Annotated in this window: 8 protein-coding genes; 7 read left to right on the forward strand and 1 reads right to left on the reverse strand. The window is 38.0% G+C overall.

What is annotated here, in order from left to right; all coding sequences use genetic code 11:
* Positions 1-106: 106 nt before the first annotated feature.
* Positions 107-1,312, reverse strand: a complete 1,206-nt coding sequence (locus F3G70_RS02215) for an aspartate kinase (protein ID WP_149731092.1) — start codon at positions 1,310-1,312, stop codon at positions 107-109.
* A 175-nt stretch (positions 1,313-1,487) separates the two neighbouring features.
* On the opposite strand from F3G70_RS02215, the gene F3G70_RS02220 reads away from it, so the two are divergent.
* From F3G70_RS02220 to F3G70_RS02250, 7 genes are all read left to right on the forward strand, one after another.
* Positions 1,488-1,997, forward strand: coding sequence for a hypothetical protein (locus F3G70_RS02220; RefSeq protein WP_149731093.1), 510 nt, complete (start codon positions 1,488-1,490; stop codon positions 1,995-1,997).
* A gap of 155 nt (positions 1,998-2,152) precedes the next feature.
* Positions 2,153-3,337 carry a coenzyme F420-0:L-glutamate ligase gene (locus F3G70_RS02225; RefSeq protein ID WP_149731094.1) on the forward strand — a complete coding sequence of 395 codons (1,185 nt, stop codon included), beginning with the start codon at positions 2,153-2,155 and terminating at the stop codon, positions 3,335-3,337.
* 114 nt (positions 3,338-3,451) lie between these two features.
* Complete coding sequence (locus F3G70_RS02230; RefSeq protein WP_149731095.1) at positions 3,452-5,029, forward strand: hypothetical protein; 1,578 nt, start codon at positions 3,452-3,454, stop codon at positions 5,027-5,029.
* A gap of 96 nt (positions 5,030-5,125) precedes the next feature.
* Positions 5,126-9,556, forward strand: a complete 4,431-nt coding sequence (locus F3G70_RS02235; protein WP_149731096.1) for a hypothetical protein — start codon at positions 5,126-5,128, stop codon at positions 9,554-9,556.
* Positions 9,557-9,649: 93 nt separating this feature from the next.
* Positions 9,650-11,956, forward strand: coding sequence for a hypothetical protein (locus F3G70_RS02240; protein ID WP_149731097.1), 2,307 nt, complete (start codon positions 9,650-9,652; stop codon positions 11,954-11,956).
* A gap of 141 nt (positions 11,957-12,097) precedes the next feature.
* On the forward strand, positions 12,098-16,204 hold the full coding sequence (locus F3G70_RS02245) for a hypothetical protein (RefSeq protein ID WP_223165984.1): 4,107 nt from the start codon (positions 12,098-12,100) through the stop codon (positions 16,202-16,204).
* Between the two features lie 223 nt (positions 16,205-16,427).
* Positions 16,428-23,509, forward strand: a 7,082-nt coding sequence (locus tag F3G70_RS02250) for an Ig-like domain-containing protein (RefSeq protein ID WP_149731099.1), incomplete at its 3' end; no start/stop codon positions are given.

Below are 23,509 nucleotides of genomic sequence, written 5' to 3' on the forward strand. Positions count from 1 at the left end.
TTCGATTATAAATTTATAAAAATAGATTTTTGCTATTGAATCTTATTTTTATTATGATATTAATAAATTCTTCCATTTTAATATCTAAAAAGAGTTGCCATTACAATTATTCCTCAAAAACTTCACTAAGCAAATCCGCAGCTTTTTTGCCGTTTTCCGAATCCACATACAATATTATTGTCGTTTGGGAAGATGAAATCTCAATTATCCTGATGCCGTTTTTCTGCAGCTCTTCTGTAATATCTGAAATGATTCCCTGCGTTTCGCCGGCGAAATTTGAGCCTGCAATAATAATCATGGAGGCGTCATCACCCAATGATAATGAACTAAAGCTATTATTTTCAATCACTACATTGTGCAATATGTGATATGCCTTATCGGACTGTGCTTTTTCAACAAATACGGTCAATGAATCGTGTCCGGCGGAAATGCCCAATATGTTGATGTCGTTTTCAGCCAAACTGGAAGTCACTTTTGCCAAACGCACGGACTTTTCAGGAATTCCGGCACCGACAACAGCTATAAGCGAAACGGGATTTTCATATAGGGTCACGGATTTAAAGGAATTATCGTCAGAAGGTCCTGTAATGCGCGTGCCGTTCACGCTTAAATCATTGTATTTGGAATTAATGATTTTGGCTGATATTGACGGATCTTTATATGCCAATGCGCGGGGATGGATAACTTGAACGCTTAAAGCTGTCAAATCAACCAATTCCTCGGCGCTGATTTCACTTAAAAGTTCTGCATCTTCGATTTTTTCAGGATCGGTTGACATCACTCCATCCACATCTGTGACGAAGATTACTTCACTGGCTTTCAGGTAACGTCCCATTAAAAATGTTGTAATGTCGCTTCCACCCATTTCGAGAGTGGTGATTTCTCCGTCCGGGTCTTTGCCTAAAAATCCGCAGATGACTGGGACTATGCCCTGATTCAGGAGTTCCTTAATTCCTCCGGCTTTTTTATTGGTGGTTTTTAAATCAATTTTGGCGTTCAATAAATTTGAATCGGTCATTATTGGCCATAATTCATTATATGGATCTATAAATTCGGATTTCACTCCCAGTGATTCAATGGCTGATGAAAACAACCTTGCGCTGGTCAGCTCGCCCATGGCCATGATTTCCGCCTTTTGCCTGTCGCTTAAATCGGCTTCAATCAATTCCTCGACAGTCTTGTTGGCTGCTGATGCCACTACTGCGATTTGATTGCCTTTCATATACTCATTCACCACTGACTTTGCAGCATTTTTTATTCTTAATCCGTCTCCCAGAGACATGCCTCCGAATTTAACTACTATCAAATCCATTAAAATTCACGTCTGCTTTTTAAATAACAAATATATTTAGATTTTTATTTTATCATGTTAATAAACTTTCAAGCTTAGGATTTTTTGCTTGATTTTTTGAATAATTTTTCGGCGGTTAATTATTTATTATAAAAATGCCTCATATATAATCATAGAAACTTTAACAGGTGAAAAAATGAAAAGAAAATATTTATTGATTGGAGTAATCTTGCTTGCTGTCTGCATATCTCTCAGCGCAGTAAGTGCAGATGAAAGCTGGAGCTGGAGCTTTGGTTCAAGTTCAAGTTCCGAAAGCAATACAAATGGCGGAGACGTCAGTATAGACAACAACAAGGTTAAAATACAGGGCTTTGAATTTACAATCCCTGATGGATACAAGGAAAACGAAAGTGCCAGATTAGTCGGAAACGACACTGACCAAAACGCATTTCCGGGCTTTAAAATATCTCAGGTCCGTTTCGACAAAGGCGATGACAGCGTAATCGTAAAAGTCGTTTACGGCGACAAGGAGATGAAAGCAGATTCATACACTCCTCAAAACGGCAGTGCATCTGAAAAAATCAACGATGTTGACGGATTCCTTGCACAATACAACGATGGAGTAACATTTGACTACATTAAGGACGGCAAACTGGTTGAATTGTTTGCTCCGAATAAGGAAATCCTTGTTTCATTAGTTAAATAGATTTTTTTCAATTCTATTTAATCTCTTTTTTTAGACAATATTCATCACCCAAAAATCAAATCATCAACATATAAATAATTAAAGCAATATAAAGTAAATAGGTTTGGAAATAATTTTCCGACTATAAACTTATGATTAACTAGGAGTAATTTAAAATGAGATGTGTGGGTACTGTCATACGTGGAATAAGAACGCCTATCGTTAAGGAAAACGATGATTTGCCAACAATTGTTGTTGATTCAGTTATGGCTGCAAAGGAAAGTGAAGGATTTGAATTTAGAGACAAGGATATCGTTGCAATCACCGAAGCGGTTGTAGGAATTTCAGAAGGAAACTATGTAACCGTCGATGATATCGCTCAAGATGTAGCAAGCAAGTTCCCGTCCAAAAACATTGGTGTTGTAAACCCGATTTTAAGCAGGAACAGGTTTTCAATCGTTTTAAAGGGTATTGCAAGAGGAATGGATAAGATTACATTGCAGACTTCCTTCCCGGCAGATGAGGTCGGAAACGGAATATTGGATGAAGAGCTCTTAAACGAAAGCGAATACAACTTGGGAAGCGTTATCACAGAAAAACAGTACACTGAAACCTTCGGCTCATGGATTCACCCGTTCACCGGAATCAACATGATTGACTTTTACCGTGAACTCATAGAAGAGGAAGACTGTGAAGTCGAATTCGTATTCTCAAACGACATAAAGACAATCCTTGACTACAACACGGACATTTTAACCTGTGACATTCACACAAGGGAGAAAACAGTTAAAACCCTCAAGGATGAGGGAGCAAACGTCTTTGGACTGCACCAGATTTTAACCGAACCTGTCGGTGACTCAGGATGCAACCCTGACTATGGTTTACTAGGTTCTAATAAAGCTACAGAAGAAAAATTAAAGCTCTTCCCTAAAACGGGCGATGCAGTAGTCAATGAAGTTCAAAAAAGACTGATTGACTTAACCGGAAAGCAAATCGAGGTTATGGTTTACGGTGACGGAGCATTCAAGGATCCTGTTGGAAAAATCTGGGAGCTAGCTGACCCTGTAGTTTCACCTGCACACACAAGCGGACTTATAGGAACTCCAAACGAAATCAAGCTCAAATACGTTTCTGACAACAAATTTGCTGATTTAAAAGGTGACGAATTGAAAGAAGCAATCAAAGAAGAAATCAGAAACAAGGACAAGGACTTAACCGGCCAGATGATTACCGAAGGAACCACTCCAAGGGTATTGACTGACTTAATCGGTTCATTATGTGACCTCACAAGCGGTTCCGGAGACAAGGGAACTCCTGTCGTATTTATTCAGGGATATTTCGACAACCTGTCCAACGACTAAATCTAAAAACAAGTGTCTTTCTAAAGATAGACAGACACTTAATTTACTCTTTTTTTACATTACAAATCGCCTTATCAATTAGTTTATTATATCACCAAAAACATATAATTAGGCATGTCAATCAAAAAACTGCTATTAATTACTATTCTTATCCTATTCTTATCGCTTAGCGCAGTCAGTGCGGATGATTCATTCGCTCACCTGCAGGATTCGGCCGATAATAATGGGGATACGCTGGAGTTAAGTGATGATTTCACTTTCCAGGATTCAGAAAAAGGAGAAATAAACGAAGATAATCTTTTAAAAGACTCTGATAAAAAGGATGTTAACTTTACAATGTCTGTCGATGATGTTTTCGTCGCAGATGATGTTGTGGTCTATTTCAACATCTCCACTGATATTGAAGACTACGATGAGGCTGTAGGCGAAGCGGAAATCTGGGAATATGAAAACGATACGTCACTTAAAAGCTATCCTGCATATGATTTAGGATTTCATTTCAAGGACGGCATAATCATTATTCCTCCGGATGCTTCAATTTTCAATTACCCGTTAAATGCGGGCAGATACTTATTCACTTTAGAGTTTTACGGAGATGAAACCTATAATCCCAAAATCATCAACCAGACTTTCAATGTCTATCCTGCGGATTATAACATGACCGGAAACAGGACAGTCATTAACGTTGAGGCTTTTGATTCATTTGCTTCAAATAAAAGACTGTACTTTAACTTAACGGATATTAACACCAATCCATTGAAGAATAAGACGATTTCCATTAAAATCAACGGTGTCACGTACAACAGGACAACTGATGAAAATGGCTCTTCCTCAATTGCAATCAACCTGCCTAGCGGCGATTATTCGGCTGTCCTCTCATTTGAAGCCGATGATGAATATCTGCCGGCAAAGGTAATCGCATTTCTTTGGATTCCTTCAACCATTGAATGCGATGATGCCATGGTGAAGTATTGCAGGGATTCACATGCCTTTTATGCCAGGTTTTTGGCCTATGACGGCAATCCTCTGGAGGACGGCGAGGCAAGCTTCAACATCAACGGCGTCTTCTACACAAGAGACATCGATGGTAGTGGTCTTGCAAAGCTGAACATCAATCTCGATCAGGGAAAATACATTTTAACGGCAACCAATCCGGTAACCGGCGATATGAGATCCTGTCTAATCACGGTCTTACCTACAATCACGGACAATCATGACCTGGTAAAATACTACAGAAACGATTCCCAGTATGCTGTAAGGCTTCAGGGCGAGGATATTTCCAACCAGAAAGTCACCTTCAACATCAACGGAGTATTATATGAAAGAATCTCCGATGAATATGGTAATGTTAAACTGAATATTAATTTAGAACCGGGTAAATACATCATAACTGCCGAATTCAATGGCTGCAGGGTTTCAAACAATATCACAGTATTGCCTGTTTTGAATGCAAGTGATTTGAAAATGTCCTACAAGGATGGAAGCACATTCAATGTCAGCCTGGTGGACGGTCAGGACAGGCCTTATGCAGGACAGGCTGTCACCTTCAATATCAACGGGGTTTTCTATGATAGGATTACAGATGCTGAGGGCATCGCTAGGCTTAACATCAACCTGATGGCTGGCGAATACATTATTACTTCCAGCTATAATGGAGCAAACATTGCAAACAAGGTTACTATTTCAAGTTAAAGATTAAAACTCTTTAACTTCCTTTTTTATTAAAATCAAATTATTTATATCATTTTTAACAGACTTTTATTCATAATTAAGTATTGGGGGAAAATCATGAAAAAGTTTTTAATTCTAATAAGTTTTGTTTTTATCATCTCGATAGCTGCCGTTTCGGCCTCGGATGATTTAAATCAAAGTGAAATTTTGGAAAGTGCTGATACTTTCAGTAATTTGCAGATAATGATTGATGAAGCTCCTGATGGATCAGAAATCAATCTGGAAAACGATTATGTGTCCGGTGAATCTTGGGGAATGTCAATTACCAAATCCCTTACAATCAACGGTAACGGACACACATTAGATGCTCAAAATAATGGACGTATATTTGAAATTGAATGTGATAATATCGTATTGAAAAACATCACTTTCATCAATGGGTATTTGACCTATCAAGTTCCTCCTCATAGTTACGGTGCTGCTATTGATATCTGTGCAGAAAATGCAATTATTCAGGATTGCATTTTCACAAATAACTCAATTTCCTCAGCTGTTGGTAAAGCTTATGGTGGTGCAATTTCCGGTAATGGAAACATAACGATTATCAATTCATTTTTTGAAAGCAATGATGTTTATGGTGGTAGTAGTGCTGGTGGAGCAATAAATTGTTATGGTAATTTGAATCTTGTAGGTTCCAGATTCATTTCCAATGGTGCCGGTGGTACTGAGGGATATGGTGGTGCTGTATATTCTCGAGGTCATTTGACTGTTAATGATTGCAGTTTCGAAGATAATAGTCCCTCTTGTTGGGATAGTCATCTTGGCGGTGCCATTTACTGTGACGGCGATATGGAGGTTGCTAATTCCAATTTTATTTCCAATGGGGGTCGTAGTAATGGGATTCAGGGGGGTGCCATATACTCAACAGGCACTGTTAATGTTTCAGATTCCAATTTTACAGGTAATTTCCTATCAGGTTATCTTGTTGCTGGTGGAGCAATCTATGCAAGGTCTGTTAATGCCAATAATTCCGTATTTGCGGACAATTATGTTAAAGCCGATTCATATGTCCCGCCATATGCTGAAGGAGGCGCTATTTTTACTGAAAAGGTTGATATCCATGGATGTGACTTTATAAACAATTCCGCTTCAAATGGTGATCAAAATCTCTTAGGTATCGGCGGCGCTATCGGTGCACATGACATTACTTGTATCGAAAACTCTAACTTCATAAATAACTCTGCCGATGACGGTGAAGCTCTGTGGGCGTATGAAGCTGCCGCAAGCATCGAGAACTCAACTTTCATCAACAATAACTATACTCTTGTAAACGCCTCTTTTGAAATTGATGCGCCGGATTTGGTCAAATATTATCATGGTTCTGAACGCTTCACTGTTAAAGTGACCAGTAATGGTACTGCTATTCCTTATGCTAGAGTCACGTTTTCAATCAATGGTGTGGATTACTATAGGGTTGCTGATAAAGATGGTGTTGCTTCAATGGCCATTAACTTAAACAGCGGGAAATATGATGTCATTATAAAATATGAATATTATAGGGTCAATTCAACGATTACGGTAAAGCCTACTGTTTCAGGTGAAAACATAACCAAAATATTCAGAAACGGCACTCAGTACTACGCTACTTTCTATGATAATGAAGGCAAGACTTTGGCTTTAAACACTGAAGTCGAGTTCAACATAAACGGTGTTTTCTACAAGAGATACACCAATGAAAACGGCATTGCTCGGATAAACATCAATTTAAACCCTGGGGAGTACATAATTACGGCCAAAAATCCTTCTACAGGTGAACAATACACAAATGTCATTACGGTGCTGCCTTCAATCGTTGAAAACCATGATTTGGTCAAGTATTACGGGGACGGTTCACAGTATTCAGTTAAAATACTTGGCGGCGATGGAAATCCTGTAGGCGCCAATGTTGGTGTCGAGTTCAACATCAACGGGGTCTTCTACACTCGTTATACCAATGAATCAGGCTATGCCCGACTGAACATTAATCTCGAACCGGGCAATTATGTAATTACTGCCGGATACAACGGTTTAAGAGCATCCAACAACATTACTGTATTGCCGGTTATTGAAAACAAGGATCTTTTCTCCACTCTTCAAAGGAAAATCGATGCTGCGGCTGAAGGTGACACAATATACTTGGACAATGATGTAATAAGGGGCATTTTTTATGTTGATGGCGAACCTGCCCATGTAGATGATATTTACATAAACAAATCAATTACAATAGACGGACAGGGCCATACAATCGATGCATGCTCTTACGGTAGAGTATTCCAGATAACCTCCGATAATGTCACATTAAAGAATATCACTTTCATCAACGGCTATGTGAATGATGTCGGCTCAGCAATATACAATACGGGTGACAATCTCATTATTTCCGGCTGTAATTTCAGGGATAATGTCCTCCATTATTTTGACGCCCTGGCTGATGAAGGAAGGGGCGGTGCAATCTGCACTTATGCAAACATGACAGTTACAGATTCCGTTTTCAATAACAATACTATGCTGGTTGTCAACTATGGCTTAAGCAAAGGCGGTGCGATTTATTCAAACGCCAGTTTAACTGTTCGCTCATCCGAATTTAAGGATAACGCTGCCGAAGAGGGCTCTGCAATATGGGCTTATGCGTTTAATGCAGATATCTCAGGCTGCAGTTTCACAAACAATGATGTCGCTTTGGTAAAATTCGACCCTGAAATGAGATTAAACATCAATCCGACTCTTTTAAAGACTAATGAAAGCGTTAAAATTGCTGTAAGCTTTTGCGATAACATATTCGGTAACGTGACCGTGCGCATTAACGATGATGAAAGAGTTCTTGATATTGTAAACGGTTCAGCCACTTTAACGTTATCAGATTTAGCTGTCGGATTATATGATGTAACAGCAACATATCCTGAAAACGAATACTTCAAACCGGCTATTGCCACGGGAAGTTTCAGAGTTTTAGATGCTGAATCAGGATCATTTGCTGATTTACAAAAGATTATTGACAATGCAACTTCCGGAGATGTCATTTGTTTAACAAAAGATTATGTTAGAGGTAATGATGATAATTATCGGGTTGAGATTAATAAAAGCATCACCATAATCGGTGACGGCCATATGATTTTTGGAAACGGCAGCAAGATATTTGATGTCCGCTCAGATAATGTCACATTGCAAAACATTACATTCACCGGAGCTTATTACTCAGAAGATGCTGGCGGAGCCGTTGCCGTTTACGGAAACAATGCAGTCATTTCCTCATGTCAGTTCATAGGTAATATGCTGCCTGACTGGTCTGATTTAAGAGGCGGGGCACTCTTCATTAACGGTACTAACGCGCTTATATCTGACTCTTATTTCAACAATAATAAGTTATATTCTTACTTTGGCATGTCAGGCGGTGCAGTTTACTGCTGTGGAGATTTAAAAGTCATTAATTCAACCTTTAAAGATAATTATATCTCTTCTACGAACTATGACGGTTGCGAAGGCGGTGCCATTTGCTGTGATGGCAATTTGACTGTCATTAATTCAAGCTTTATTTCCAATCTCGTTTCAGCTTATGGGGCTTACGGCGGAGCAATATATGCAACAGGCACCGTTAACATTACAGATTCCGAATTTAGGGACAATGAGATGTACGGAGTATATGTTCATGGCGGAGCTGTCCGTGCAGGCAAGGTATTCATCAGCGACTCTATTTTTGAAGATAATTACATTTTAGGTTCAAAAAGCTGGGATAATCCGATTACATATTCTTTAGGCGGTGCAGTCTCAGCTGAAGAGGTAGACATTCAAAATTCAAATTTCACGAACAATTCCGCTTCAAGCATGGATAAAATGCAGCCTTCAAGAGGAGGCGCAGTCTACTCATCCGGAATCTGCAATATCGATCACGCAATCTTCGAAAACAACTCTGCAGATAAGGGCGATTCTGTATGGGCATATCTGGCATTATCAAATGTCACCAACTCAAGCTTTGTAAATAACAATATCGCTCTTGTAAAGGCATTTATTGAAGCTCCTGCTTTGGCTAAAATGTATCACGGTTCTGAAAGCTTTAAGGTTTATCTCACCGAAGACGGCAAAGTCCGCGCCAATGCCGATGTAAACATCAACCTCAATGGTAAGGATTACGTCAGAACCACCGATGAAGACGGAATCGCTTCAATGGCTATAAATTTAAACAGCGGCGAGTACAATGTAACGGTTACATACGGGGATGCAAGTGCCGATTCAACGATTACAGTAATGTCTACTGTTTCCGGTGCAGACCTTATCAAAACGTTCGGCGATGCAACACCGTATCATGCAATATTTTACGGTACCGACGGCTATATACTGGCTGAAAATACTGAAGTTGAGTTCAACATAAACGGTGTTTTATATAAAAGATACACTAATGGTGAAGGCGTTGCCTTTTTAAACATCAACTTAAACCCAGGCGAGTATGAAATCACAGCCAAAAACCCTGTTTCAGAAGAAATGCATACGAATACCGTTACAGTACAACCTTAGAAAATGTTAATTTCAAGTTAAAGATTAAAACTCTTTAACTTCTTTTTTTTATTAAATCAAATTATTTATATCATTTTTAACAGACTTTTATTCATGAAAGTCAAATTTTTAATTCTAATAGTTTTTGTTTTTATCGTCTCAATGGCTGCCGTTTCGGCTGCAGACGATTCAAACCAGACATTAGCAATATCTCAGGAAGACGTTAATTTAGGTGACAATCAAGGAACTTTCGGCGAACTGCAGGAAATAATCGATGCAGCACCGGAAGGCTCTGAAATTACTTTGGAAAAGAACTACTCAATTGAAGACAAGTCCCTTTTCGTAAACAAGTCACTTACGATTAACGGAAACGGATTCACCTTAGACGGAAACTCAACGAAAACGATTCTATACGTCAGCGGAGGCGGAGATGTCGAGCTCATTAATATAAAGTTCATCAACGGAAAGGATTCACGCCTTATGGACGCATTTGCCGGCGCTATTTACTCATCATACACAAACCTCACAATCGACGGCTGCGTTTTTGAGTCAAACTCAGCGGTCGGTGCCGGAACCGGAGGAGCTATAGCTTCATTTTATGACAACTTAACAATCAAAAATTCACTTTTCATTTCAAATGAGGCTTCAAACGGCCGTGTCATCTCAGGAAAAGCCGCAAAGGGCGGAGCCATTTATGCCGCCACATATTCCTTCGGCAAGGGATTAATAGAAAACTGCACATTCATTAACAACGTGGCAAGGGCTGGAGGAGCCATATACTGCGACAACCTCACAATTAAAGACTGCAAATTTATCGAAAACTCAGCGGGCATGGGAGGCGCATTATCCGGAAACGCAATTATAGATTCAAGCGTTTTCATAAACAATCTTGCAGATGACGACAGGGGAAGCGCAATTTCAGTCATGGAAGGATACTATTCCGACTTTTGGCTTGAGGTTAAAAATTCCGTATTCATCTCAAGCAAAAACGTCATACTAATCGAATGCGCAAAAAATACAATCGAGTCATGCTGGTTCGGAAACACTTTAAATGACTATTCAAGAAAGCCTGCGGTTATCGTTGCCACATATTACGGAAGCGAAGTGGACAACTGGCTTGTCTTAAAAGTTGCTGCCAATCCTTTAAAGCTCGATGAAAGGAAAAACTCAACGGTGGTCTTTTTCTTTGACTCATATGATGACGCCTCAGGCCAGTTCACACCGTTTTACGATGAGGACTTTGCAGATATCCGCTTTAAGTTGACCTCACAAAACGGAGTTTTAAATAAAAGCACGGCTTCAAATGATGAGGAAATTCTTTTCACTTCAACGAATATTAATGACGGAGTTGTAAGCGCTGATTATTACGGTTTCGGATGCTCAATAACTCTTGAAAACACGGTGACGACAGTTCTTGACGTTCCCGATGTCACAAAGTATTACGGCGGCGATGAAAGGCTTGTTGTAACATTAACCGATAAGGGAAATCCGATATCAAACGCCAACGTCACGATTTCAATCAACGGAGTCAACTATACCCGCACAACCGATTCAAAGGGCGTTGCCTCAATGGCTTTAAACCTTCCAAGCATGATTTATGACGTGACAACTACCTATGGGAACTTGACCGTCAAATCAAAGGTCACTGTATTGAAAACGATTTCAGGCGAAAACGTAACGAAGATGTTTAGAAACGGAACGCAGTACTATGCGGCTTTTGCTGACACTCACGGATATGCTTTGGCTTTAGGCACTGTTGTTGAGTTCAACATAAACGGCGTTTTCTACACCAGATATACTGACAGTTATGGCGTGGCCAAAATGAACATCAATTTAAACCCCGGCGAGTACATCATAACGGCCAAAAACCCGAATTCAACTGAAATGTACACGAATATCATTACTGTGCTTCCTACAATCGTTGAAAACTACGATTTAACTAAGTACTACAGGAACGCTTCCCAGTATTCTATAAGACTGCTTGACGATAAGGGAAATCCTGTTAATGCCGGCGTTAATGTTAAATTCAATATCAACGGAGTGTTTTACACAAGAAGCTCCAACGCCACGGGATACGTTAACATGAACATTAATCTGGAGCCTGGAGAATACGTTATCACAGCAGAATACAATGGCCTTATGGCTTCAAATAAGATTAAGGTTCTCTCAGTTATCGAAACCGATGATTTGACCATGAAATACAGGGACGGATCCAAGTTCAACGCAACGATTCTCGACGGTCAGGGCAAGCCTTGCGCCAACCAAAAGGTAACCTTCAACATCAATGGTGTTTTCTATGAAAAGGTAACTGACGAAACCGGCGTTGCCCATTTAAACATCAATCTGATGGCCGGCGAGTACATTATCACCACAACATACAACGGATTGAACGCCGCAAACAAGATTACCATTTCAAGTTAGGGAATTGATTTTCCTTAACTTTTCAATTTTCAAATCACCATAATATAAATAACTCTTTTAATAGAATTTTTACTATATTTAAATGAAAAGTAGGTAAAAATTATGAAAAGGAAATTTTTAATTCTGATTTGTTTTGTATTCATGGTCTCAATGGCTGCTGTTTCAGCGACAGATGATTTGAATCAAACGGATGATGATGCATTAAGCATATCTTTAAGTGATGATGTTGTTGTTGGAAGTCCAGATAAAGGTACTTTCACGGATTTGCAAAAAAAGATTGATGATGCCAATGAGAACTCGACAATTGTACTGGAAAATGATTATAAGTATGATTCCGGTTTTTCAGATGACGGCATAATTATTGATAAGGCATTAACTATTAATGGTAATGGGCATGTAATTGACGCTTTAGGCCAATCAAGAATTTTCAATATTGGTTCGCAAACAGTAACTTTGAATAATATTGCGTTTAAGAATGGTCTTTCAAGTGATGATGGTGGTGCTATTAAGTCTAATTCAGATAGGTTAACTGTTAGCAATTGTAATTTTACCAATAATAAAGTGACTCGTGAGTATAGTTATGGTGGCGCAATCTACATGTCTGCGGGTAGTATTGAAAATTGTAATTTCATTAATAATTCTGCTTCTTATCGCAGTGGTGCGGTTTTCTTCTCGGATGATGGTGAAGTAACAAATTGTAATTTCATTAATAATTCCGCTGATGAAAGGGGTGGTGCCATTTCTATGCAACGGGGCAACATTATTGGTTGTAGTTTTGTAGGCTGTGTAGCTTCTCAAGGCGGTGCCATTAGGTCACTTGCTAATTTGAATGTTTATAATTCTAGTTTTGTAGGCTGTGTGGCTTCTGAAGGCGGCGCTATTTATTCGGGGAATAGTTTAAGTGTTAAAAAATGTAATTTTGTAAATAATTCAGCTAATAGTGGCGGTGCAGTATATGTTTTCAACTCATATTATTTGTTTAATTATCAGGAGGTTGCAGATTCTTATTTTGTGAATAATTCCGCTAATTGTGGCGGAGCTATTTTGGTTGATAGATATAAAACATTCGATCCCATCAATTCTATTTTTATAAACAATACTCCTGAGGATATTGGCAATATCAATGTTCCCTTTTCAATCAAGTTAAATCGAAGTGCGAATTATAATAATAACGTTTGCATGATTTTTTACAATGATTTTGGTGTTATAACTGATGCTACGGGAAATGTCACAGTCAAATTCAATAATACTGAAGAAATTTTTGATTTGAATGATTATTATATTAATCTGAATTTAGGAAATCTTCCTGCAGGTAGCTATGCTATCAATGTATCTTATGATGGGGATGCACATTATACCTCCTGTAATACTTTGTTAACTCTTTCTATTGTTGATTCCACATATCATTCATTCACTGAGTTACAGAAGTTAATTGATAATGTTGAAGATGGAGGCACTGTTGAATTAGCATATAATTATATTTATGGTTTAAATAGTACTGATGAAAGCATTATCATCGATAAATCTTTAAAAATTGATGGTAATGGATATACAATTAACGGAAATGGTTATGGTGGAATTACTTGTGAAAGCGGCAGTGTGGATATTGGCAATTGTAGTTTTGTGAATTGTGGTGGTGTTTCCGGTTCTGATATTGGCAATTGTAGTTTTGTGAATTGTGGTGGTGTTTCCGGCTCAAGAATTCTTGATTGCAGTTTCAAAAATGCTTCTGCTTATGCCGTTTCTATTTACCAATATTCTTCTGGTGAAATTGCCGTTGTGGGTGATTGCAGTTTTGAGGATTGTCCTTATGGTGCTGTCAGCTGTAAATGCTATTTTTCCAATGTCCTCATCAGGGGCTGCAGCTTTGTGAATTGTGACGGCGATGATTACGGTGCCATTTTTACAGACGGCTACTGTTCTAATTTGACTGTTTCCAATTGCAGTTTCAATGGCTGTTCTGCCAGTAGGGGAGGAGCTATTTTCATTTCCAATTTTGTAGATTATTATGATGTCACTGTTGATGGCTGCAGTTTTGAGGATTGTTCCGCTGGTTTAGGGGGTGCTATTTCATATGATGTTCGCAGTTGCAGTGGCATTGTTGCAGGATGCAGTTTTGTGAACTGTTCTGCAGGTAGTGGCGGCGCTATCTTTAATGCTGCCTGTGACGTTGTGGGATGCAGTTTTGTAAACTGTTCAGCCAATGATTATAGTGGTGCTGTTTATGGTGCTCAAGCTACAGTCAGTGACTCTAGTTTTTTGAATTGCTATTCAAAAATGAGATATGGTGCTGTTTTTGCTTTAAATACTGTTAATTGCAGTTTTGTGAATTGTTCTGCCAGAGATGGTGGTGCAGGTTCAGGCAATTTCACTGATTGTAGTTTTGTAAACTGTTCTGCTGTCGGCATTGATGGGCTTGGAGGAGCAATCTTTAACCAGGCTGAAGATTATCCTGCCTATGCATATGTCATGAGATGCAGCTTTGAGGATTGCTCTGCAGTTTATGGCGGCGCAATCTTAATGGATCCTAACAGTTTTTCCTATTCTATTGATTTAAGCGGCTGTAGTTTTGTGAATTGCCGAGCTGATATGGTGGCGGGCGCCATATTTTCCGATGATGCTAATATTGATGATTGCAGTTTTATGAACTGTTCTTCTTATGCTGGTGGTGCAGTTTTTATATTCGGAGATAATCTGGTCTGCATCAATTCGAATTTTTCGAATAATTCTGCCGGCATGGGCAATGCAATTGTGTGGTTTGGAGCTAATGGCAGGGCTGCCTATCTGCTTGTTGACAGCTGCAGTTTTTTAAATAACTATAATCCTGATTCAGTTGGTGGGTCAGTCATATATACTGACTGTGACACGCCATACCCTGGATGGTTTGAAATTAATGGAATTTCATTATTTTCTCCGGATTCCAGCGCAGGAAATTTCACGATTAGGGATTCTTCCTTCAGCGATGATTATCCTTTATATGGCCCATTCATTTCCATAAAAAATAAGGTTTTGGAATTCAACGTTAAGGATGAAGTACTCACAGGTGATGTAAAGTTAAAAATCAATGGCGAAAGCTTTGAGGAAAGTTTGACTTCTGGTAAGGCTTATTTTGACTTGAATGGATTTTCACCGGATGTCTATGACATTAATCTTGTCTATTCCGGGGATGAGAAACATTCCGGTTTGGAAATTAGCACTCCCATACTGCTTAAGGAAGCTGTCCAGCCAAGAGTTTCAATTAGGGCGGATGATGTCACCAAGTATTTCAAAGGTCCTGAACGCTTTGTAGTTTATTTATCCGATTCTGACGATAATCCTGTTGCAGATGCTAGTGTTAATATTACCATTAATGGAAATACCTACACCAGAATCACTGATGAAAATGGTATGGCTTCAATGGCTCTCAATTTAAACAGTGGAACCTATCCTGTCCTAACCCAGTGCAATGACACTAGGGTCAATTCAAAAGTGACAATCAAATCAACCATCAGCGGTGAAAACGTCACCAAGATGTTCAGAAACGGCACGCAGTACTATGCCGCTTTCGTTGATACTTCCGGTAAGACGTTGGCCGAAAACACTGCGGTTGAGTTCAACATCAACGGTGTCTTCTACACCCGATACACAAATGAAAACGGTGTGGCACGCATGAACATCAACCTGAACCCTGGAGAGTACATAATCACAGCAAAGAACCCTGAAAACGGCGAGATGTACACAAACATCATTACTGTTTTGCCTACAATCGTTGAAAACTACGACTTGACCAAGTATTACAAGAACGCTTCCCAATACACTCTCAGATTACTTGACGACCAGAGTAATCCTGTAAAAGCGGGCGTGGACGTTAAATTGAACATTAACGGTGTATTCTACACTAGAACATCCAATGATGACGGTTACGTTAAAATGAACATCAACCTTGAGCCTGGTGAATATACGATTACTGCCGAGTACAATGGTTTAATGGCATCAAACAAAATCAAGGTCTTATCCGTTATTGAAACCCATGACCTGGTAATGAAATACAAGGACGGATCCAAGTTCGAAGCCAAGATTTTAGACGGTCAGGGTAAAGCATATCCTGCTCAGAAAGTAACCTTCAACATCAACGGTGTATTCTATGAAAGATTCACTGGTGATGACGGTATTGCTAGGTTGAACATTAACCTGATGGCTGGCGAATACATTATCACCACAAGCTATAACGGCATGAACGCCGCAAACAAAGTTACCATTTCAAGTTAGGGAAATTTAATTTCCTTAACTTCTTTTATTTTGAATAATATTCACTCTTTTCACATTTTTTGAAAGTTCCATTCTTTTTTTTCGCAATTTCCTATTAAAAATAATCTCTTTTTATCATATCACCATATTTTTATACAACATTAAATAAAAGTATAATTATCATTTGGCATTTTTAATGCTTCTAAATGTGAACAATTAATTAATTGAAAAATGGGTAAGAATTATGAAGCGAAAAATACTGCTTTTAATTTGTTTGATTTTATTCATCGTCTCAATAGCTGGCGTATCTGCCGTAGACGATTTAAATCAGACAGTTGACGAGGATACTTTAAGCGTATCTTTCAATGAGGATAGTATTGTCTCATTGGATGATAAGGATACTATTGATTTGCAAAAAATGATTGATGATGCTGAAAACGGTTCATCAATAACTTTAGAAAAGGATTATAAACTTAATTTTATAGCTTCATCTGGAGGATTACATGTTAATAAAGTATTGACTATTGAAGGTAACGGGCATGTTATTGATGCTTTAGGATTATCCAGGATTTTTTACGTTGGTTCAGATTCAATAACTTTGAAGAATATTGCTTTTAAACATGGTTCTGCTGAAGAGGAGGGTGGTGCAATTTATTCTATTGGTGATATTAATCTTTTTGGATGTAGCTTAATAGATTGTCATGCAGAGTATGGTGGTGCTGTTTATTCTTTAGGCAATGTTAATCTTGTTGATTGTACTATTACTAATTGTCATGGCTCTGGTAGCGGTGCTGTTTATGCGGATAGTGTCAATGCTGTTCGCACCAGTTTTCTAAATTGTATTTCTCACGATATGGGTGCTGGCATCTTTTCTGGTGGTGATGTCACTCTCGTTGATTGTAAATTTGAAAATTGTAAAAATGAAGAGTCTGTTGGCGGTGCCGTTTATTCTGTGAAAGGTAATGTCTCTGCTATCGGTTCTACTTTTTTAAATTGTTTTTCTGAATTTTGGGGTGCTGCAATCTTCGGTGAAAAAAATATTGATGTTGTTAATTGTACTTTCCTAGCCAATACTGGAGAGGGCTTTGGTCACTATATTGGTGGCGGTGCCATTTATTCTTCAGGTAATCTGACTGTTTTAACCTCCAATTTTACAGATAACTATGCTCAGGGAGGAGGTGCCATCTATGCGGGAGGTTATTTCTCTATTGATGGTTGTAATTTCATAGGCAATTCTGCTGATACCAGTATCGGAGGTGCCATTTTTATTGAGGGTGAAGGAAGTGTTGTTGATTGCAGTTTTTCACAAAATGGTGGATGTGCCATTCATTCTTCAGGTAATCTGACTGTTTTAACTTCCAATTTCACAGATAACTATGGTCCATATGGTGGTGCTATTCATTCCACTGGAAATATCACTGTTTTGAATTCTAATTTTATAGGCTCTTCTGCCGATGAAAACGGGGGTGCTGTTTACTCTTCCGGTGAAGGTAGTTTCACTCAATGTAATTTTATGGGTTCTTCTTCCTACGAGGGTGGTGGTGCTATTTATTCCACAGGTAATCTTTCTGTTTTAGATTCCAATTTCACAGGCAATTCTATCAGTTACGAGGGTGGTGGCGCTATTTATTCGACCAGCAATCTTTACGTTTCTAATTCCAGATTTGTTGGAAATTCTGCAAATATATATAGAGGTCGTGGTGGCGCAATATATGCCGACGGTAAGGGCAGTTTAGTTGATTGTACTTTCCAGGATTGTTCTGCCAAGGATGGTGGAGGCGCAATTTACTTTGGAGAACATGCTAATATAAGTATTGTAAACGGTCTTTTTGATAATAATTCTCCAAATGACTTTAATTCAGGTAATGTGACTACGAATAATGTTACGGTTTCATCACATATGGATGTAAATCTTAATAAAACCATAATCTACAAGTTTGATGGAATTCAAATTGACATAAAATTTAATGAAGAAGTTACGGGTAACATCAGCATCATTATTAATGGCGTAGAAGAATTGTTTTCTCCGGCTTATGGTTCAATATCTTTCTCTAAATATAATTTAGAACCTGGAAAATATGACTTAATCGTAAAATATAGTGGGAATGATGTGTTTTCACCCTGCATAAAAACCGCTGCTTTTGAAGTTGCAGCAGCATCATTTAAGGATTTGCAGAAATCCATAAATAATGTCCATCGCAGTGAATTTGATTTGGATAAAAATTATACTTATGTCGATTATGTTGACGATAATTCTCCAATATTCATTAGAAAAAACTTCAAGATTTATGGAAATGGCTATACAATAGATGCGGCTAATGCCAACGCCCTATTTTACATTGAAAATGCCAATGTCGAATTCCATGATATTAATTTTAAAAACGGAATAAATTATAAGGAATTTGGCGCAATATCTTTAAACAATAGTAATTTAATAATTTCCAATTCCAATTTCGTTAATTTTGAAGGGCAAAACGGCGGTGCCATATATGCTCTTAGCGGACTTTTATACGCAACGGATTCTAATTTCACAGATTGTACTGTCAGTGGAAGCGGCGGTGCTATCTATGGTGCAGATATTGTTGTTAGGGATTGTAATTTCATTGATTGTTCTGCAAAGGATAAGGGTGGTGCCATTTATTCCACTGCATGTTCAAATGTCTTCGATTCCAATTTCACAAATACATTTTCTTATGGGGGAGGTGCTGTTTATTCCTCTCAATTTTTAAATGTCATAAATTCCAATTTTGAAAATATTCGCACCCTGGAAAAGTGGTGGGATGGATATGACGGTGGTGCTGTTTATGCCGCCACCAATGGTACTGTTAAAGGTTCTACTTTCAGGGAATGTTCTGCCACCGGTAGAGGTGGTGCCGTTTATGCTGAAGGCTGTTTGGATGTTAGTGATTCAATTTTCATTGATAATTCTGCTAACGGTGGTGGCGCTATCTATTCATATCAATCATTGAATGTTGCAAACTCTGATTTTGTGCATGATCGGACTTGTGGTGATTGGTTTGCCCATAATTTTTGTGGTGGCGCTATTAATTGTGAAGGCAATGTCACTGTTGTTAGCTCAAGATTTATGGACTGTTTTGCTAATGATGGGTCAGGAGGTGCTGTCTTTGCTGCAGGCAATTTAAATGTCAGTGATTCTAATTTCACCCATAACTCTGCTTATGAGGGAGGCTCCCTTTATTCAGATGCTAATGTCAGTGCTTCAGGCTCCAGCTTCATAAACTGTTCTGGTGCGGCCATGTGTGCTTATGGCAATATTGGAATTGTTGATTGCAGTTTTGCAAATAACGCATTCATTAAAAATTATTGGAGTGGTGACGAAGGCACTATCCGTGGCACTGGAATAAGCATTATCAATTCTACTTTTTCAAGTTCCAGCATTTCCTTTAATTCCATTAATTTCACGGTTGTTAATTCAACTTTTGTGGACTCTCCAATTTCTTGCGATTCCAGTAATTTCACTGTTGATTCATGTGTTTTCACTGATGCTTCTGGAAATGCACCTATCTCTTCTTCATCAAGCACTTTAAAAATAAGCAATTCCATTTTTGAAGATAATTATGGTCGGGATGCTGGTGCAATTTATTCTAAGGGTAATTTAACAGTCGTAAATTCAAATTTTACTCATAATTCAGCTCATGATGGAGGTTATTGGGACGATTATCCAGGTATAATTTATTCCAATGGTAATTTAACTGTCGTAAATTCAAGCTTTGTGAATAATTTTGTTAATGTGGAATATGGTTATATTGCTGCAGTTTTTGCAGTATCTAACCTTAGCATAATCAATTCAAGCTTTATTAATAATACGAATTGCAATCAGGATAATCTTATTTATATCAATCCTTATGCGCGTATGCCTTATGTCGATTGTCGCTTCATACCGGTAATTTTCATTCCCGATAAAAGTTTTGGTGATTTAACAGTTAAAAATTCTACTTTTGGTGGAGAATATCCAACATATTCTGGTTTAATCCATATGTATAGAAATTATCTGATATTTGAATCAAATCAGTATTCAGATGAAAGCTATGCAACATTGGAAATTAATGATAAACTATTTAATCAAACCTTAAGTTCCGGTTCCACTTCTTTTAATTTAAGCGGATACGCACCTGATTTATATGATGTTATAATTATGTATTCTGGCGATGATTCCTATGATGGTTTGGAAATGAATATTTCCCTTTTAATAGGCTTTGTTAAAATTAAAATTACAGTTCCTGATGTCACAATGGATTATGGTGATTATAAAAGTTTAAAAATTACTTTAACTGAAGATGGAGTTCCTATTGAGGATGCAAAGGTTAATATTAATATTGGTGGTAAAAATTACATCAGATATACTGATTATATGGGAAGGGCTTATTTGTCTCTTAATTTAGATGCGGGAGTTTATAATGCAGTTGTCAGTTATGAAGGGGTTTTTGCCAATGCTACAGTCACTGTCAATCCATTAGCTACTGAAACTAAATTATCATACAGTAAAGATGGCTATGATTCAGTGACTTTAAATGCTGAAATTGATTCTTATCAAGCATCAGGGGAAGTCGTATTCATTGTAAATGGCAATAACTATACTTCGAAAGTTGAATACGGCCAAGCCACTTACACTTTAAATGATATGGATGTCGGCAATTATACCGTCCAGGCATTCTATAAAGGCAATAAAAATTACATTAATTCAACTTCCAATTCAGTAAGCTTTGAAATCGAGCAATCTTCCTACGCTTTGGATGTTGATGACGTTACAATGGATTATGGGGATTACGAATATTTAACAGTTACCTTGACTGATGACGGAAGCCCTGTTGCTTATGAAGACATTGATATTGAAATTGATGGGGAAACTTACACAAGAACTACGGACGAAGACGGAGTTGCTTCAATGTTCATTTATCTTGATGCCGGCGTTTATACGGCTTTTGTCAGTTATCAGGACGTTTCCGCTAATGCTACAGTTACTGTAAATCCGTCAGCTACTGAGATTACATTGTCCTACACTAAAGAGAGTAGTGATTCAGTTATATTGAGCGTTATGATTTCACCGTCACTAGATGATGGAGATTTGATTTTCACGGTTAACGGTGAAGATTATTATTCAGAGATTTGTGACGGTGAAGCCACCTACGATTTATGGGGTTTGGATGTTGGCAATTATACCGTTCAGGCATTCTATGGAGGCGATAATAATCATCTTAATTCAACTTCCAATAAAATAATCTTTGAAATTGGTGAATCTTCAATTGTTTTGGATGTTGAGGATGTTGAAATGGATTATGGCGATTATGGCTATTTAACGGTCACATTAACTGAAGATGGATATCCTATTGCTGATGCTGATATTTATATTGAAATTGATGGCGTTATATACACAAGAACTACCGATGATGATGGTGAATCTTCAATTCTTCTTGACTTGGATGCTGGCGTTTATGACGCTTATGTCACTTACGAAGATTATTCTACTACTGCAATAGTCACTGTTAATCCGCTAAGCACAAACACGACTTTAGCATTTGTTGAAAATCGCAATAACGTTACTTTAACGGCAGCTGTTACTCCATCTGATGCATATGGTGAGATAATATTTACAGTAAACGGTGAAAAATATTATATTGATTTCATTGGCGGAAAAGCAATCTTGAATTTAACCGATTTGGCTGTGGGTGATTATACTGTTGTTGCCGAATATTGTTGTGAGGACGATAACTATGAATCTTCCATGTCAAATGAGGTTTCATTTAATGTTGAAAAAGCTAAAAATAATTTAACTTTAAAAGCTTCTACAACTCCTATTGCTGTTGGTCAGGTGGCTATTATTGTTGTTGAAGGTTTTGAGAATGCTACTGGTAATGCTTCTGCTCGTGTTGGCAATGGCATTTATTTCGCTTCAATTGATGGGGGTATTGCTGTATTTAGAATTTCCGGTTTAATTGCTAACGATACTGCATTAATTAGTTATCCTGGTGATGATAAGTATAATAACGCTTCAACTAGTGTTGACATTATCGTTAATCCGGCTCCGGTAATTCCTAAGGACAATTTGACTTTAGTAGCTTCCACAGCTCCGATTACTGTTGGTCAGGTTGCTATTGTTGTTGTTGAAGGATTTGAAAATGCTACTGGTAATGCTTCTGCTCGTGTTGGTAATGGTGTTTATTTTGCTCCAATTAATGGTGGCAGTGCTGTATTTAGAATTCAGGATTTAGTTGAAAACACAACTGCGTTAATTAGTTATCCTGGTGATGATAAGTATAATAATGCTTTTACTACTGTTGATATTGTTGTTATTCCTAAGGAGAATTTGACTTTAGTGGCTTCTACTACTCCGATTACTGTTGGTCAGGTTGCTATTGTTGTTGTTGAAGGTTTTGAGAATGCTACTGGTAATGCTTCTGCTCGTGTTGGCAATGGTATTTACTTTGCTTCAATTGATGACGGTATTGCTGTATTCAGAATTTCTGATTTAATTGCTAATGATACTGCATTAATTAGTTATCCTGGTGATGATAACTACAATGAAGCATCAACAAGCATTGATATTATCGTTAATCCGGTTGATACAAATATTACTTTATCATTTGCCGTTAATGGTAATAATGTTACATTAACTGCTGATGTCCGTCCGTCTGATTTAACTGGTGAAGTCATATTCAATGTTAACGGTGAAAATTACACTGCTCAAATAGCTAATTCTAAAGCGATTTACACGTTGGCTAATCTGGAAGCAGAATCATATGTCGCTAATGCATTTTATGCAGGCAATGCTACGTATAAATCTTGCCAGTCCAATGAGGTTTCATTCAATATCAGTGACGATTACTTTGTAATTACTGCTCCGGACTTAGAAAAGTATTATCATGGTCCTGAACGCTTTGCAGTTACTTTAACTGACAGCAAAGGAAATCCTGTCACTAATGCAAGCGTTTCCATTAACATTAACGGAAACGACTACACAAGAGTAACTGATGATAAAGGTGTTGCTTCAATGGCAATTAACTTAAACAGTGGCGTTTACGATGTTACAACCAAATACAATGCTTCTGAAGTAAAATCAACCGTAACAATCAAAGCTACTGTCAGTGGAGAAAACATAACCAAGATGTTTAGAAACGGAACGCAGTACTATGCTACCTTCTATGATACAAAAGGTAACACTTTAGCCAATAACACGGCAGTCGAGTTCAACATCAACGGTGTTTTCTATACCCGTTACACCAACGAGAAAGGTGTTGCACGTATGAACATCAACCTGAACCCTGGCGAGTACGTAATTACGGCTAAAAACCCTAATTCAACCGAACA

This window comes from Methanobrevibacter millerae (assembly GCF_900103415.1).
Taxonomy (GTDB): Archaea; Methanobacteriota; Methanobacteria; order Methanobacteriales; family Methanobacteriaceae; genus Methanocatella; species Methanocatella millerae.